The organism is Streptomyces sp. a15 (assembly GCF_059026085.1).
Genome location: NZ_JBWLKM010000032.1, coordinates 70,901 through 86,152 on the forward strand (window position 1 = coordinate 70,901; position 15,252 = coordinate 86,152).

The window sequence follows — 15,252 nt, forward strand, 5'->3', positions numbered from 1 at the left end:
CGACTCCCCGCGCACGGAGACCAGGCCACTCCGGGAGTGATCACACGGCCGCCCGGACCGGGCACCGGGCACCGGGCCCCGGCACCGGGCACCCGGCACGTCGGCTCAAGCCGCGCACGCGAAAGGGCGGCCCGCCCCCCGGACGGGCCGCCCTGAGTGACCGACGGCAGTGCTGCCGCCCGGCGTCAGACCTTCAGTGTCCTGATCGAGGTCGGGGCGTGTCCCGGCTCGGTGGCGAGTTCCTCGAACTCGACGACGTTGCTGATGTCGTTGGTCTTGGACATCGCGATGTTGGTGACGCGCTCCAGGATGGCCTCGACGACGACCGGCACCTGGAACTCGGCGGCGAGCTTCTTGGCCTGCTCGAAGGCGGCGCCCAGTTCGGCCGGGTCGGTCACGCGGATCGCCTTGCAGCCGAGGCCCTCGACGACCTTGACGTGGTCGACGCCGTACACCCCGAGCTCTGGGGAGTTGATGTTCTCAAACTCCAGGTTGACCTGGAAGTCGATGTCCAGGCCGAGCTGCGCCTGGCGGATCAGGCCCAGGTAGGCGTTGTTGACGAGGACATGGACGTACGGGATCTTGTGCTGCGCCCCGACCGCCAGCTCCTCGATCATGAACTGGAAGTCGTAGTCGCCGGAGAGGGCGACGACCTGCGCCTGGGGGTCGGCCTTCGCGACGCCGAGCGCGGCCGGGATCGTCCAGCCGAGGGGCCCCGCCTGGCCGCAGTTGATCCAGTGCCGCGGCCGGTAGACGTGCAGCATCTGGGCGCCGGCGATCTGCGAGAGGCCGATCGTGGAGACGTACCGGGTCTCCGGACCGAAGGCCTTGTTCATCTCCTCGTAGACGCGCTGCGGCTTGATCGGGATGTCGTCGAAGTGCGTACGGCGCTGGAGCGTGGCCTTCTTCTCCTGTGCGGCAGCCGCCCACGCGGAGCGGTCGGGCAGTCGGCCCGCCACCTTCAACTCCCTTGCCACCTGGACGAACAGCTGCAGCGCGGCCTTCGCGTCGGAGGCGATGCCGTAGTCCGGGGCGAAGATCTTGCCGATCTGGGTGGGCTCCACGTCGACGTGGACGAAGGTCCGGCCGGCCGTGTAGACGTCGAGCCTGCCGGTGTGGCGGTTGGCCCAGCGGTTGCCGATGCCGAGGACGAAGTCGGACTCCAGGAAGGTGGCGTTGCCGTAGCGGTGCGAGGTCTGGAGGCCGACCATGCCGGCGTTCAGCTCGTGGTCGTCGGGGAGCACCCCCCAGCCCATGAGGGTGGGCACGACCGGGACGCCGGTCAACTCGGCGAACTCCACCAGCAGTTCGGCGGCGTCGGCGTTGATGACACCGCCGCCGGCGACGATCAGCGGGCGCTCGGAGGCGTTGAGCATGCCGATCGCCTTCTCGACCTGGGCGCGGGTCGCGGCCGGCTTGTAGACCGACAGCGGCTCGTACGTCTCGGGGTCGAACTCGATCTCCGTCAGCTGGACGTCGATCGGCAGGTCGATCAGCACCGGGCCCGGGCGGCCGGAGCGCATGAGGTGGAAGGCCTGCTGGAAGACGCCGGGAACCTGCGCCGCCTCCAGCACCGTGACCGCCATCTTCGTCACCGGTTTGGCGATGGAGGCGATGTCGACGGCCTGGAAGTCCTCCTTGTGGATCACGGCGGTCGGGGCCTGGCCGGTGATGCACAGGATCGGGACGGAGTCGCCGAGGGCCGAGTACAGGCCGGTGATCATGTCGGTGCCGGCCGGTCCGGAGGTGCCGATGCAGACGCCGATGTTGCCCGGGTGGGTGCGGGTGTAGCCCTCGGCCATGTGCGAGGCGCCCTCCACGTGCCGGGCGAGGGTGTGGTGGATGCCGCCGGAGGCCTTGAGCGCCGCGTAGAAGGGATTGATCGCCGCGCCCGGGACACCGAACGCGTCGGTGACGCCTTCACGCCTGAGAATCTCAACTGCCGCGCGGGCAGCGGTCATTCGAGCCATCGAGTACTCCTGCTTCGGCTGTCGGATCCGCACTCCCGTCGCGCCCCGCGGTGAGCACTTCCCGTGTCTTCTCTCTCCGCAATGAATTCCGTAATGCGGAAAGTGTTTTCTACTATCTGGAAACAATGTAACTGGGCGGGCGAAGGCCGTCAAGAGAGGGACAAGCAGGGGTCGCCTGGAGGACGATGGGGGCCATGTCCGAGAGCGTGTCGGTGCGCTGCCCGGCCTGCAGACGCGAGCACGTCTACGAGGCATCGTCGTATCCCTGCGTGTGCGGGGTGCCCGTCGCCCCGGCGCTCGACGAGCACGGGGCGGTCACCGCGGTCGCCCATCGTGCCTGGGACGAGGACTGGGTCGTCGTGCGGTGCGAGGCCTGCGGCCGCCGCACCCAGTGGCCGTACCCGGAGCTGGGCTGCGTGTGCGGGACGGTGCTGCGCATTCCGGTGGCCGGGCCGTCGGCCGCGGCGAGCCCCCGGGCCGCCGCCCCGGCCCGGCGTCGCGTCTTCCAGCCCGTCGCGATCCGCACCGCCCGCGACGCGGTCACCGCGGCCGCCCTCTATCTGCGCTGGCTCGGCTACCGGGACATCCGCCGGGCCGACCAGCGTCCCCCGTCCGGCATCGGCCTCGCCGCGCGCGGCCTGCTGGTCCAAGTCGACCCGACCGTACGCCCGGCGACCCTGCGCGACGTGGAGTGCCTGTGGCTGACGGCCATGACGGAGTCCACGTCCTGCGTCTACTTCTCCCTCGCCGGCTTCTCCCCCGACGCCCGCACCCGCGCCGACGTACTGGGGATTCCGCTGTTCGTCCTCGACCTCACCGGCACGCCGCAGGCGGTGAACAGCCACGCGGACGACCTGGATGCCGACGGGGCATGACGTGCGCGTTATTCGCTCGCGCCGAGCCCCTAAGCCCTCGACACTCGCCGCATGCGCATCCGCATCGGCCCCGCCACCGCCGCCGCCACCCCTACGCGTCCCATCCCCAGGGGCGCTGCCCCTTCGACCCCGTACCAGGGGGCTCTGCCCCCTGGACCCCCGGGACCTTTGCCCACCCACCACCCGTCTCGGTCTCTTGAATGGTTCACCCCTCGACCGACCGAGACAGGTGGTGGGTGGGCCGGGCCCTCCTCGCGTACGCCGCCGACCGCGCCCGCGAGGAGCGCCTGACCGGCCTCACGCTCACCACCTTCACCCAGGTGCCGTGGAACGCGCCGTACTACACCCGCCTCGGCTTCCGCGTCCTGTCCGAGGCCGAACTGACCCCCGGCCTGCGCGAGATCCGCGCCCACGAGAGGGAGCTGGGCCTCGACCGGTGGCCGCGGGCCTGCATGCGCCTCCGCCAGGACTAGGCGGACGCCGTCGGTCCGATGCCCGCGCGCTCGGCGTGCAGTTCGGAGCGGACGAGTTCGAGGAGGCGGCCGGTCCAGTTGCGGCCGCGGCCGGCGTTGTCGCCCCAGAAGCGGGAGTCGCCGTCGTCGTAGACGATCGTCGCGTCGTCCGTGTCCAGGAGGACCCGTGCCAGGGTGGGGTGCTGGGCGAACTTGGCCCGCAGCAGGAGGGTCATGACCGCCGTACGCGCCTGTTCCCAGCCCTCGCGTCGGGGGGCGCCGACGGCCAGGTTCCGGGCGGCGCCCGCGGTGTCCGCCTCGGCGATCCCGGCCCGGACCTCGGGGTCGTCGGTCGACAGGGCCCAGTAGGCGTGGGCGACGGAGGGGTAGGTGACGCCGTCGACGTCCACGGGTGCCGGATAGTTGTTGCGCAGGGCCCTCGTGTCCGGGTCGTCGGACGACTTCAGCGGATAGCTCTCGTAGAGCTGGATCGCGGGGGCGAGAGGGGTCACCGGTCCGTCCGCCGGGACCCGTGAGGACCGCTCGGCGATCCACTGCGCCCGGTCCTCGAAGTAGTCGACCGCCTCGTCGTACTCCTCCTGCGTGACGGGGTCGTCGCCGCCGTACGGCCGGGACTCCATGCGTCCGCCGGGTCCGGCCACCAGAACCTGAAGAGGCCAGTCCTTGCGGTCCATGTCACCGAGCGCGTAGTGCCGCTGCGTCTCGGGGATGGCGAGGTAGGCGGCACGGGCCACGGCCCGCTTCTCCTCCGTCCGGTCGGCGAGAAACGCGTCGACGGCGTCCAGACACCGGTCCGTCGAGTCCGGCCGCCCGCCCAGCTGGTCCACGGTGTCGCGCACCTCGGCGAGCAGCAGCTCAGGGGTGTGCCACATGCGCGGCTCGCTGAACTTCCAGGCGGCCAGCTCGTGACCGGACGCCCTGGCACCGTCCGGCAACTCGGTGGCGACCCATCCGCTCCGCAGCTTCCCCTCGAACTCGTCCAGCGTGACCAGGCCCCAGCAGTCGATGAGCCCGTCCGCATAGATGAACAGGTCGGTGAGGTGGTAGTCGCCGTTGCGGATGAAGACGGGCCGCCAGGTCCCGGGTACTCGTATGCCGTCCGCCATGCGGTGGGTGATGCGTCTGCCGATCATCGCGACAGTCTGACGGACGGCTCAGCCGCGCGCCGCGTGATTTTCCCGCAGCTCGATCTTGCGCACCTTCCCGGACACCGTCATCGGGAAGGAGTCCAGGAGCTGGAGCCGGCTCGGGATCTTGTAGTGCGCCAACCGCCCCTCGCAGAAGGCGCGCAGCTCCTCCAGGGTCGGCGGGTCGGCCGGGTCCTGCGCGATGACACAGGCGAGGACCTCCTCGCCGTACCGCTCGTGGGGTACGCCGACGACCTGGACGTCCGCGATCTTCGGGTGGGCGTGGAGGAACTCCTCGATCTCGCGGGGGTAGATGTTCTCGCCGCCCCGGATGATCATGTCCCTGATGCGGCCGACGATCTCGACATAGCCGTCCTCGCGCATCACGGCCAGGTCGCCGGTGTGCATCCAGCGGCCGGGGTCGACGGCCTCCGCGGTCTTCTCGGGTTCGTTCCAGTAGCCGAGCATCACGCTGTACCCGCGGGTGCACAACTCGCCTGCGCTGCCTCGGGGTTGGGTGACGCCCGTCGCCGGGTCGACGACCTTGACCTCGATGTGCGGGAGGACGCGGCCGACCGTGGCGGTGCGGTGTTCCAGGTCGTCGTCCCGACGGGTCTGCAGGGACACCGGGGAGGTCTCGGTCATGCCGTAGCAGATGGAGACCTCGACCATGTGCATCTCGGCGACGACCCGTTTCATCACCTCCACCGGGCAGGGCGAGCCCGCCATGATGCCGGTGCGCAGGGAGGACAGGTCGTAGGTCGCGAAGTCGGGGAGGTTCAGCTCCGCGATGAACATGGTCGGGACGCCGTACAGGGAGGTGCAGCGTTCCTGTTGGACCGCCCGCAGGGTCGCCGCCGGGTCGAAGGACGGGGCCGGGATGACCATGCAGGCGCCGTGCGAGGTCGCGGCGAGGTTGCCCATCACCATGCCGAAGCAGTGGTAGAAGGGCACGGGGATGCAGACCCGGTCCTGCTCGCTGTAGGCGATCAACTCCCCCACGAAGTAACCGTTGTTGAGGATGCTGTGGTGCGAGAGCGTGGCCCCCTTGGGGAAGCCCGTCGTGCCCGAGGTGTACTGGATGTTGATCGGGTCGTCGCAGGACAGGTCCTCGTACCGGACGTCGGGGACCGCGCGCGCGAGCAGCGCGTCCCAGCTCGGGTCGCCGATGTACACGACTTCGCGCAACTCACCGCACTTGCCGCGCACTTGGTCGACCATCGCCCGGTAGTCGCTCGTCTTGTGGCTGACGGAGGCGAACAGCAGGGAGATGCCGGCCTGCTTGAGGACGTACTCGACCTCGTGCGTGCGGTACGCCGGGTTGATGTTCACCATGATCGCGCCGATGCGGGCGGTGGCGTACTGGACGAGCACCCACTCGGGGCAGTTGACCGCCCAGATGCCCACCCGGTCGCCCTTGGCGACCCCGGCGGCGAGCAGGGCATGCGCCAGCTTCTCGACGTCCGCGCCGAACCGGGCGTACGTCCAGCGCCGTCCGGACGGTACGTCGACGAGGGCCTCGCGGTCCGGCCAGGTGGCCACCGCCCGGTCCAGGCTGGCCCCGATCGTGTCGCCGAGCAGGGTCGTCCCGCTCGTTCCGTGCGTGTACGAGAGCTCGCTCACCGGAAGTCCTCCTCGCGGTACTCGGCGTCCGAGCCGGCCGCCGTGGCCTCGCGCAGCTCGATGCGGCGGATCTTGCCGGAGACGGTCTTGGGCAGGGGCGCGAACTCCAGGCGGCGGACGCGCTTGTAGGGCGCGAGTGCTTCGCGGGAGTGCTCGAACAGCACCTTCGCGGTGTCGGGGCCGGGCTCCCAGCCCTCCGCGAGGACGACGTACGCCTTGGGCACGGCCAGGCGCAGTTCGTCGGGGGCGGGTACGACGGCCGCCTCCGCGACCGCCTCGTGCTCGATCAGCGCGCTCTCCAGCTCGAAGGGGCTGATCTTGTAGTCGGAGGCCTTGAAGACGTCGTCGGCCCGTCCGACGTAGGTGATGTAGCCGTCGGCGTCACGTGCGCCGATGTCACCGGTCCGGTAGTAACTGCCCGCCATCGCCTCCGCCGTACGGTCGGGGTCGCCGTGGTAGCCGGTCATCAGGCCGACGGGATGCGTCGAGAGGTCGAGCGAGATCTCCCCCTCCGCCGCACCGGGCGCACCGGACACCGGGTCGAGCAGTTCCACCCGGTATCCGGGGCTGGGACGGCCCATGGAACCGGTCTTGAGCGGCTGCCCGGGGCTGTTGGAGACCTGGACGGCGGTCTCGGTCTGGCCGAAGCCGTCCCGGATGGTGACGCCCCAGGCCCGCCGGACCTGTTCGATGACCTCGGGGTTGAGGGGTTCACCGGCCGCCACGGCCTCGCGCGGCCGGGTGCGCAGTTGGGTGAGGTCGGCCTGGATGAGCATGCGCCACACGGTGGGCGGGGCGCAGAAGGTGGTGACGCCCGCCCGGTCCATCTCGGCCATCAGCCGGGACGCGTCGAAGCGCGAGTAGTTGTAGAGGAAGACCGTCGCCTGCGCGTTCCACGGCGCGAACAGGTTGGACCAGGCGTGCTTGGCCCAGCCCGGCGAGGAGATGTTCAGATGCACGTCGCCGGGCTTCAGGCCGATCCAGTACATGGTCGCCAGATGCCCGATCGGGTAGGAGGCGTGAGTGTGCTCGACGAGCTTGGGGCGGGCCGTCGTGCCGGAGGTGAAGTACAGCATCAGCGGATCGTCGGCGAGGGTCGGCCCGTCGGGCAGGAAGTCGGCGGAGGCGGTGTGGGCGTCCTCGTACGGCTGCCAGCCCTCCGGCAGGCCGCCGACGGCGGTGCGCGTGTAGTCGCCGGGCACGTCGTCGAACTTGGCGGTGTCCTCGGCCCGGACCAGGACGTGTCGCACGCGCCCTCGCTCGACCCGGTCGCGCAGGTCGGCGGGGCCGAGCAGCGGGGTCGCCGGGATGACGACGGCCCGCAGCTTCATCGCCGCCAGCGCCACCTCCCACAGCTCGGCCTGGTTGCCCAGCATGACGAGGATCCGTTCCTCGGCACCGACCCCGCGCTCGCGCAGCAGGTTGGCGACGCGGTTGGACCGCTCGGACAGCTCGGCGAAGGTGAGCCGGATCTCGGAGCCGTCCTCCTCGACGATGTGCAGGGCGGTGCGGTCGTTGCCGTCCGCGATGACGTCGAACCAGTCCAGTGCCCAGTTGAAGTGCTGCGGGCGGGGCCACTCGAAACCCTCGTACGCCGTGGCGTAGTCCTCGCGGTGTTCCAGCAGGAAGTCCCGCGCGCTGCGGAAGAGCTCCGTCGCGGTCGTCATCTGTCCTCCTCGGTACCGGCACCATTGCCGGGCGGCTCTCTGCCATCGTGTAATGCGTGAGGCGAGTCTCACTACCCCCGTACGGGGGTGTGTGCCGCGGCGAAGGAGTGGGTTCGTGGCAGCAGATGGATCGGCGTCGGTGGAGATCCGGCGCGCGCTGGTACGGCTGCGGCGCACGACCGGGCTGCCGGTCGCCTTCGGCGGCCTGGTGGAGCCGGGCCGGCCGCGGATCCGCATCAGCGAGCTGAACGGCACCGCCACCCCCGCCCTGAGCGCGCTGGCGGTGACCTCCGGCAACGGCCTCGGCGGCAAGGCGGTGGCCCTCGCCCGCCCGTGCGCCGTCACCGACTACTCCGCCTCGCGGCAGATCAGCCACGAGTACGACCTGGCGGTCGCCGCTGAGGGACTGCGCGCGGTGGTGGCCGTGCCGGTCGTCGTACGGCGCCGGGTCCGCGGTGTGCTGTACGGCGCCCTGCGCGACGTCCGGCCCCTGGGCGACCGGACGCTGACGGCGGCGGTGGAGGCCGCGCGGGACGTGGAGCAGGCGCTGGTGCTGCGGGAGGAGGCGCGGGCGCTGATGACGGCGGCCCGGGTGGAGCCGGCCCGGGCTCCGGCGGACGGCTCCGCGTGGGAGCAGGTGCGGGAGGCGCACGCGGCGTTGCGGGCACTCGCGCCGAGGATCGCCGACGAGGCACTGCGGGCCGAACTGCTGGACGCGTGCGGGCTGTTGACCCCGGACGTCCCGCCGTCGGACGGGGTGTCCCTGGCGCCGCGTGAGGTGGATGTGCTGGCGTGTGTCGCCGCGGGAGCGACGAACGCGGTGGCCGCCGAGCGGCTGGGAGTGACCGCCGAGACGGTCAAGGGATACCTCCGTTCGGCCATGCGGAAGCTCGGGGCCCGGACCCGTGGGGAGGCGGTCGTCGCGGCGCGTCGGGCGGGGTTGCTGCCCTGATTTCCGTCGGCGCCTCATTCATGCGCCGACCTCGTGAATTTGTCTATGCCGGCCGTTGTTATTTCCCTCACGACGTGGCCCGGCCGAATTCCAAAGCCCGTTGCCTAATATTGGCCAGGACACGACACACGGAGGGGAGCGGTGACCGTGCGACGGGACTTCGAGGAGCCTGCCAGATGCCGCCCCGACCTGGTGATCGGCAGGGAGGAGCTGCTCGCGGGAGCGCGCGAACAGCTGGCCGGCGGCGGCAGCGTGCTGCTCCACGGTCCGGCCGGAATAGGAAAGTCGACCGTGCTGCGGGCATTGGCCGCGGATAACGCCGGCGCGACCCGGACCGTGTTGCGCTGCTCGGCGACGGAGTCCGAATCCCATCTGCCGTTCCTGGCCCTGGCCGACCTGCTCGGACTAGTCGTGGACGAGGTGGCCGACCGGCTGCCCGGCGCCCAGCGCACCGCCCTGGAGTCGGCACTCACCGGACGCGGCGAGTCCACCCTCCAGCGCGACGGGCTGGCGCTGCGGCTCGCCGTCCTGTCGGTGCTGCGCGCGCTCGCCACCGAGGGCCCGGTCCTGGTCGTCGCGGACGACCTGCAGTGGCTGGACCCGGCGAGCGCGGAGCTCCTCGGCTTCGCCGCCCGCCGCCTCGGCGACACCCCGGTCCAGCTGCTGTGCGCGGTGCGGACCGAGGGACAGGAGTACGACCGCCATCTACGCGCGTTGCCGCCGGACTCCCTCGCGGTCCGCCTCAACCCGCTCTCCCGCACCCAGGTCTCCGCGCTACTGGACCACCGCGGCTACACCGGCCTGCCCCGCTCCACGGTCCGCGACATCCACCGCACCAGCGCCGGCAACCCGCTCTTCGCCCTGGAACTGGGCCGCGCGCTCGCCGAGGATCCCACCCCGCCCCGGCCCGGCGAGCCGCTGCACGTGCCCACCTCGCTGCGGGCCCTGGTGCTCAACCGCCTGGGCATGCTCTCCGACGAGGCCCGCCGCACCCTGCTCGTGGCCAGCGCCGGCGCGCGTCCCACGCTGGCCCTGCTGCACGCGGCCGGCCGGGACAACGCCGAGTCCGAGACCGCCCAGGCGGCCGCCCTCGGACTGCTCGCGACGGAACCCGAGGGTCCCGCCGTACGGTTCGCGCATCCGCTGATCTCGGCCGCGCTGTACGCGGAGGCGCCCGCGCAGGAGCGGCGGGCCGCGCACGCCGCGCTGTCCACGGCCGCCTCCGATCCCATCGAGCGGGCCCGGCACCTGGCCCTCGCGAGCAGCGGCACCGATCCGGAGGTGGCGGCCCGGCTCGCCGAGGCCGCGGCCCAGGCCCGGGACCGCGGCGCACCCTCGGTGGCCGCCTCGATGGGACTTCTCGCGGCCCGGCACACCCCGGCCGACAGCGTGCCGGGCGCGGACGAGCGGCGGCTGCAGGCCGCCACGGACGCGATCACCGCCGGCGAGATGGACCTCGCGCGGGACATCGCCCACGAGGTACTGACCCGGGCCACCGTGCCCGCGGAGCGGGTGCGGGCCTGGATCGTGGTGATCGAGTCGGCCGGGCACGCACTCGGCGACGTCGACGCCGTCTTCCCGCAGGCGCTGGCCGACGCGGGCGACGACCCCGGGCTGCTGGCCCTCGTCCACTACCAGCTGGCCTGGCGGGGCCTGGTCGTGGAGGGGGACTTCGCGGAGGGCCGGGAGAAGGCCGCGCACTCGGCGGAGCTGGCCGCCCGGGCCGGCGACCGGCGCACCGAGCTCCTCGCGCTCGCCTTCCAGGCGCAGACCGAGACCCTGATGGGACACCCGGACGCCCCCGCGACCATCAAGCAGGCCCTGAAGGAGCCCCAGGATCCGCAGGTCGCCTGCCACCACAACGGCCCCGGCCTGGCCCGGTTCCGCTGGCTGCAGATGAGCGACCAGCTGGCGGAGGCCCGTACCACCGTCACCGCGCTGCTGCGCGAGGTGCGGCGACGCGGCATGGTCGAGAGCGAGGTGCACTTCCTGCGCCTGCTCGCCGAGACCGAACTGCGCTCCGGGCACTGCGGCCGGGCCCTCGACCTGGCCCGGGAGAGCCTCAGGCTGGCCCGGGACTCCGGCATCGGCGAGGTGGCCTCCGCACTGCTGACCTCGTTCGCGGAGGCGGCCGGCGGGGACGTGGACCGGGCGCTGGCCCTGGCCCGGGAGGCGGAGGAGCACGCCGAGGGGATCGGCGACCAGATGTACGTCTCCCGCGCCCTGGCCGCCCTCGGCCACGCCCAGTTGGTGGCCGGGGACACCCAGGGGACGGTGCGCTCGCTGCGCCGGGTGCGGGAGCTGGAGCACGGGCTCGGCATCACCGACCCCGCGCGCGGCCGCTGGCACGGTGACCTCGCGGAGGCCCTCGTGCGGATTGGCGAACTCACCGAGGCGCAGGACGTCATCGACGTGACCCGCGAACAGGCACTGCGGCTGGGCCGGGAGAGTGTGCTCGCCGTGGTCGACCGGGCGGAGGCGCTGGTGCGGGCCAGGCGCGGCGAACACGAGGCGGCGCTGGGCCAGTTGACGTCGGTACAGGACCGGCTCGGCAAGCTGGGCTACGGCCTGGAGGAGGCCCGGGCCGCCTTCGCACTGGCCTCGCTGCGTACGCGCCGGCCGGGGCCGACGTCGTACGACGAGGCGGCGCGGCTGTTCCGGCGCTGCCGCGCGCTGCCGTGGCTGCGCCAGGTGGAGGCGGCCGCGGTGACGCCGCCGCCCGAGCCGGTGGCCGCCCCCGCCCCGACGCTGGACGCGCTGGACGGGCTCGCCTCGATGGAACGTCAGGTCGCCGCGCTCGTCATGGAGGGCGCGACCAACCGGGAGATAGCCGCGCGGCTGTTCATCAGCGTCAAGACGGTCGAGGCGACCCTGACCCGGGTCTACCGCAAGCTGGGGATCCGTTCGCGGGTCGACATCGTCAGACTCGCGGCGGGCCGTCGTACGAAGTGAGCACCGCGCGGGTGCACCGGCCGAGTGGGGTCGGCGAGGGCCGACCGAGGGTTTTCCCTGCCCAACTCCCTTAGGGGGTTCCCTCATTGGGAAGGGACCGTTCCGGGTTCTAGCTTAGGGACGTGCCGCCGGCCCGGGCATACGGGGGTCGGTCCCGCGACCCCCGTGCACCACCCCACCCCCCACACCCCCACCTCCCCCCACACCCGGCGACCCCCCACCGGTCATCCCCAATGAGGAGACTCATGTTCGGGCTCAACCGCGCCAAGAAGACCGCCGCCGCCCTCGCGGCCACCGCCGCCGCCGCGACCGCGCTCATCAGCGCACCGGCCGCCGTCGCCGCCCCTCAGCCGATCGTCGGCGGTACGACGACCACGACGACCGCGTACCCGTTCATGATGCAGATCACGGACGCCTCGCAGAACCAGTTCTGCGGTGGCACCCTGGTCTCGGCCACCAAGGTCGTCACCGCGGCCCACTGTATGGTCGGCGAGACCACCAGCAGCGTCAGAGTCGTCGGCGGCCGCACCTACCTCAACGGCACCAACGGCACGGTCGCCCGGGTCAGCAAGATCTGGATCCACCCGAGCTACACGGACGCCACCAACGGCGACGACGTGGCCGTCCTGACCCTGTCGACGTCGATGCCGTACACCACGGCGTCGTACGTCACCTCCTCCCAGACGGGCGTGTACGCGGCCGGCACCACCGCCCGCATCGTCGGCTGGGGCACCACCTCCGCGGGCGGCAGCTCCTCCAACCAGCTGCGCACCGCGACCGTGCCGACGGTCTCCAACTCCAGCTGCGGCAGCTCCTACGGCTCCGACTTCATCGCGAGCGACATGGTCTGCGCCGGATACACCTCCGGCGGCGTCGACACCTGCCAGGGCGACAGCGGCGGTCCCCTGCTCATCGGGGGCGTCCTGGCAGGGATCACTTCCTGGGGCGAGGGCTGCGCGGAGGCCGGTTACCCGGGTGTCTACACCCGTCTGACCACCTTCTCCAGTCTGGTGACCACGCAGGTCAACTCGTAATCCAGAGAGTCCTCCTGAGTACCCCTCAGGTGACATACCAGGGGGCGTTGCGGGCCTCCACGAGCGGCCCGCAGCGCCCCCTCTCCATGTCCCCGGACATGGTGCCCACCGAACGCCTGCCGGCCTTCGCGGCGATGTCGGTCCTGGTGGTGACCCGTCACCGCAGTACCGTCCCGAAGCGGATGTCGTACGACGACTCGGGGTGCATCACCGCCAGCATCCGCTCCCCCTCCGTGCGCACCTCGTCCCGCTGTACCTTGGTGAGCCGGCCGAAGGGCTCGATGACCAGCGCGTCCGCCTCCAGCTTCCACACACCTGCCAGGAAGCCGTCGACGAGGAGTGTGCAGTGGGCCTGGTTGCCCTGCCAGGCGCGGCCCCAGTGTTCGGGCGGTACGACCCGGGCGCGGTCGGCGTGGGAGAGCAGCAGGTTGTCGAACTCGGGCAGGAAGCGCGGCGGGGCCGGGGTGTCCGCGTCGGGGCGGGGCGCGTCCGGGAGGTCGAAGAGCTCGACGCCGTTCTCGTCGCGGAAGGTGACGAGGTTCGGGCGGAGGCGTTCGAAGGCGTCGCGCAGTCGGGTCAGGCCGGCCCAGGTCTGCATGTCCTTGACGGAGGCCGGGCCGAAGGCGGCGAGGTAGCGCAGGACGGTGGCGTCGGGGGCGGGCGTGGGTTCGGCGGGCCGCCCCAGCCAGTGCTCGGCGGTGGTCAGGGCGACCTGCCCGCTACGACCCCACAGCCCTCTCGGGGTCACCTGGACCAGCGGGAGCTTGCAGCGGGCGGCGATCGCGAGGGCCTGCGGGTCGGCGTCCGGCCACTCGACGAGCAGGGCCTCCCGCAACTGCTTCATGGTGCGCGGCTCGGCCTCGACGAGCTCCCGGGCGAGAGCGGCGAGGCGGTCGAGGTCGACGCCCTGAAGTCCCGTGCGGAAGATGGTGAGTTCGCGGTCCCGGGCGGGCTGCACCAGCGGCCGCAGGGTGAGGCAGTCGTCGGCGGTGTGGGTGTGGATCGTCGAGCGCATGCTGACGATACGGACGACCTCGCGCTCGGCCATCAGCCCGGACAGGTCCCCGGGGGTGAAGCCGTCGAGGCGGGCGGCGAGCGCGTAGTACGGCGGCTTGACGTTCTGCGCCTGCAGGCCGAGGAGGTGTGCGACGGCCGCCTTGGCGGACAGCGACGCCGGGCGCAGGAGCAGCTGCCGGTCGAGGGTGGCGCGGTTGAGGGCGCGGGTGGCGAGCACGGGGGCCGTCCTGGTCGTCGTCTTCGTCATGCTGCGTACGTTGACTTGTACCCCCTCCTAAAGAAGGGAGATTCTGGCCGTCCCGTTCGTTGCTGTGCCGCTACGCGGCACGTGCTTCGGGCGGGATTCCATGACTTCCTGTTTCTTCGCGCTGTGCCAGAACAGGTTCTGGTCTTACCGGCGCTCCGCAGGCCGATACCGCCAGTCCGGCGGCCGTTTTCACGTTCTGTGCGGCGTTGTGGTCACGGTCGTGGAGGGTGTCGCAGGCGGGGCAGGTCCACTCCCGTACGTCCAGGGGTTTGGGCCCGTCGCGGTGCCCGCAGGTGGAGCACACCTGGCTGGTGGGCTCGAACCGGCCGATCTTGACGAAGGTCCGCCCGTACCGTTCCGCCTTGTACTGCAGCATGGTCACGAACTGCGACCAGCCCGCGTCATGCACACTCTTGGCCAGCCGGGTGCGCGCGAGCCCCGATACCGCCAGGTCCTCCACCGCGACCGCTTGGTTCTCGCGGATCAACCGGGTGGAGAGCTGATGGTGGAACTCCTTGCGCGCATCGGCCACCGCGGCATGAGCACGGGCCACCTTCACCCGGGCCTTCGCCCGGTTCCTCGACCCCTTCTCCTTGCGCGACAGCTCCCGCTGCGCCTTCTTCAACTTCTTCTCCGCACGACGCAAAAACCGCGGGGAGTCAATCTTCGTGCCGTCGGAGAGGACAGCGAAGTGCGTGAGCCCCAGGTCGATACCGATCGCGGTATCGGGGTCCGGGGCATCCCAGCGAACCTGGTCGGTGTCGGGATCGGTGTCGATGACGAACGACGCGAAGTACCTGCCGGCCGAGTCCAGGATCACCGTCACGCTGGACGGCACCGCGGGCAGCACCCGCGACCACTTCACCTTCACGTCGCCGATCTTCGGCAGGGACAGCCGCCCACTCTGGGTGATCTTCCAACGGGCATTCGCCGTGAACCGGATCGACTGCCGGGTGTCTTTGCGCGACTTGAAGCGCGGCGCACCCATCTTCGGGCCCTTGCGCTGCCCCTTCAGGGAGGCGAAGAAGTTCTTGTACGCGCTCTCCATGTCCCGCAGGGACTGCTGCAGCACAACCGAGGAGACCTCACCCAGCCAGGAACGCGCCGGGGTCTGCTTGGCCTGGGTGATCAACTGCTGGGACAGGGCGGCGGCGTTGGGATAGGGCAGTTCGGCCGCGCGGGCGTCCTCACGGGCGCGCACAGCGTCGTTGAACACGACGCGGGCGCACCCGAACGTCTTCGCCAGTGCGGTGCGCTGGCCGGTGTCCGGGTACAGACGGAAGCTGTACCGAAGCTGCATGAGTGACACCGTACA

General features: G+C 71.4%; 10 protein-coding genes and 1 pseudogene. 5 read left to right on the forward strand and 6 right to left on the reverse strand.

What is annotated here, in order from left to right; translation table 11 throughout:
* Positions 1–185: 185 nt before the first annotated feature.
* Positions 186–1,970 carry a glyoxylate carboligase gene (gene gcl / locus AC5P09_RS28465; protein ID WP_493876614.1) on the reverse strand — a complete coding sequence of 595 codons (1,785 nt, stop codon included), beginning with the start codon at positions 1,968–1,970 and terminating at the stop codon, positions 186–188.
* Positions 1,971–2,155: 185 nt separating this feature from the next.
* On the opposite strand from gcl, the gene AC5P09_RS28470 reads away from it, so the two are divergent.
* Both AC5P09_RS28470 and AC5P09_RS28475 read left to right on the forward strand, forming a co-directional pair.
* Positions 2,156–2,845 (forward strand): hypothetical protein, encoded by a 690-nt coding sequence (locus AC5P09_RS28470; RefSeq protein ID WP_493876615.1) that lies wholly within the window; start codon positions 2,156–2,158, stop codon positions 2,843–2,845.
* 203 nt (positions 2,846–3,048) lie between these two features.
* Positions 3,049–3,318: pseudogene (locus AC5P09_RS28475) on the forward strand (GNAT family N-acetyltransferase); the annotation flags it as partial.
* Here AC5P09_RS28475 and AC5P09_RS28480 read toward each other — a convergent pair.
* Genes AC5P09_RS28480 through AC5P09_RS28490 form a run of 3 tightly spaced genes read right to left on the reverse strand, consistent with a single transcriptional unit; the run spans position 3,315 to position 7,735 of the window.
* On the reverse strand, positions 3,315–4,451 hold the full coding sequence (locus AC5P09_RS28480) for an NADAR family protein (RefSeq protein ID WP_493876616.1): 1,137 nt from the start codon (positions 4,449–4,451) through the stop codon (positions 3,315–3,317). The pseudogene AC5P09_RS28475 and the gene AC5P09_RS28480 sit on opposite strands and share 4 nt — an antisense overlap.
* Positions 4,452–4,472: 21 nt before the next feature.
* A complete protein-coding gene (locus tag AC5P09_RS28485) occupies positions 4,473–6,068 on the reverse strand; it encodes an AMP-binding protein (RefSeq protein ID WP_493876617.1) in 1,596 nt (531 codons plus the stop codon).
* Positions 6,065–7,735, reverse strand: a complete 1,671-nt coding sequence (locus AC5P09_RS28490; protein ID WP_493876618.1) for an AMP-binding protein — start codon at positions 7,733–7,735, stop codon at positions 6,065–6,067. The genes AC5P09_RS28485 and AC5P09_RS28490 overlap by 4 nt, the downstream gene beginning before the upstream one ends.
* 115 nt (positions 7,736–7,850) lie before the next feature.
* Between AC5P09_RS28490 and AC5P09_RS28495 the strand changes: the two genes are divergently transcribed.
* The 3 genes from AC5P09_RS28495 to AC5P09_RS28505 all read left to right on the forward strand — a co-directional run bounded on the left by AC5P09_RS28495 (position 7,851) and on the right by AC5P09_RS28505 (position 12,673).
* Entirely contained in the window at positions 7,851–8,687 is an 837-nt protein-coding gene (locus AC5P09_RS28495; RefSeq protein ID WP_493876619.1) for a response regulator transcription factor, read from the forward strand.
* A gap of 141 nt (positions 8,688–8,828) precedes the next feature.
* Positions 8,829–11,639 carry an ATP-binding protein gene (locus AC5P09_RS28500; RefSeq protein ID WP_493876620.1) on the forward strand — a complete coding sequence of 937 codons (2,811 nt, stop codon included), beginning with the start codon at positions 8,829–8,831 and terminating at the stop codon, positions 11,637–11,639.
* A gap of 245 nt (positions 11,640–11,884) precedes the next feature.
* Positions 11,885–12,673: a S1 family peptidase gene (locus tag AC5P09_RS28505; protein ID WP_493876621.1), complete on the forward strand. Its 789-nt coding sequence runs from the start codon at positions 11,885–11,887 to the stop codon at positions 12,671–12,673.
* Between the two features lie 157 nt (positions 12,674–12,830).
* On the opposite strand, the gene AC5P09_RS28510 is transcribed toward AC5P09_RS28505, so the two are convergent.
* Entirely contained in the window at positions 12,831–13,937 is a 1,107-nt protein-coding gene (locus AC5P09_RS28510) for a winged helix DNA-binding domain-containing protein (RefSeq protein WP_493876622.1), read from the reverse strand.
* Between the two features lie 70 nt (positions 13,938–14,007).
* Positions 14,008–15,237: an RNA-guided endonuclease InsQ/TnpB family protein gene (locus AC5P09_RS28515; protein WP_493876623.1), complete on the reverse strand. Its 1,230-nt coding sequence runs from the start codon at positions 15,235–15,237 to the stop codon at positions 14,008–14,010.
* Positions 15,238–15,252 lie beyond the last annotated feature (15 nt).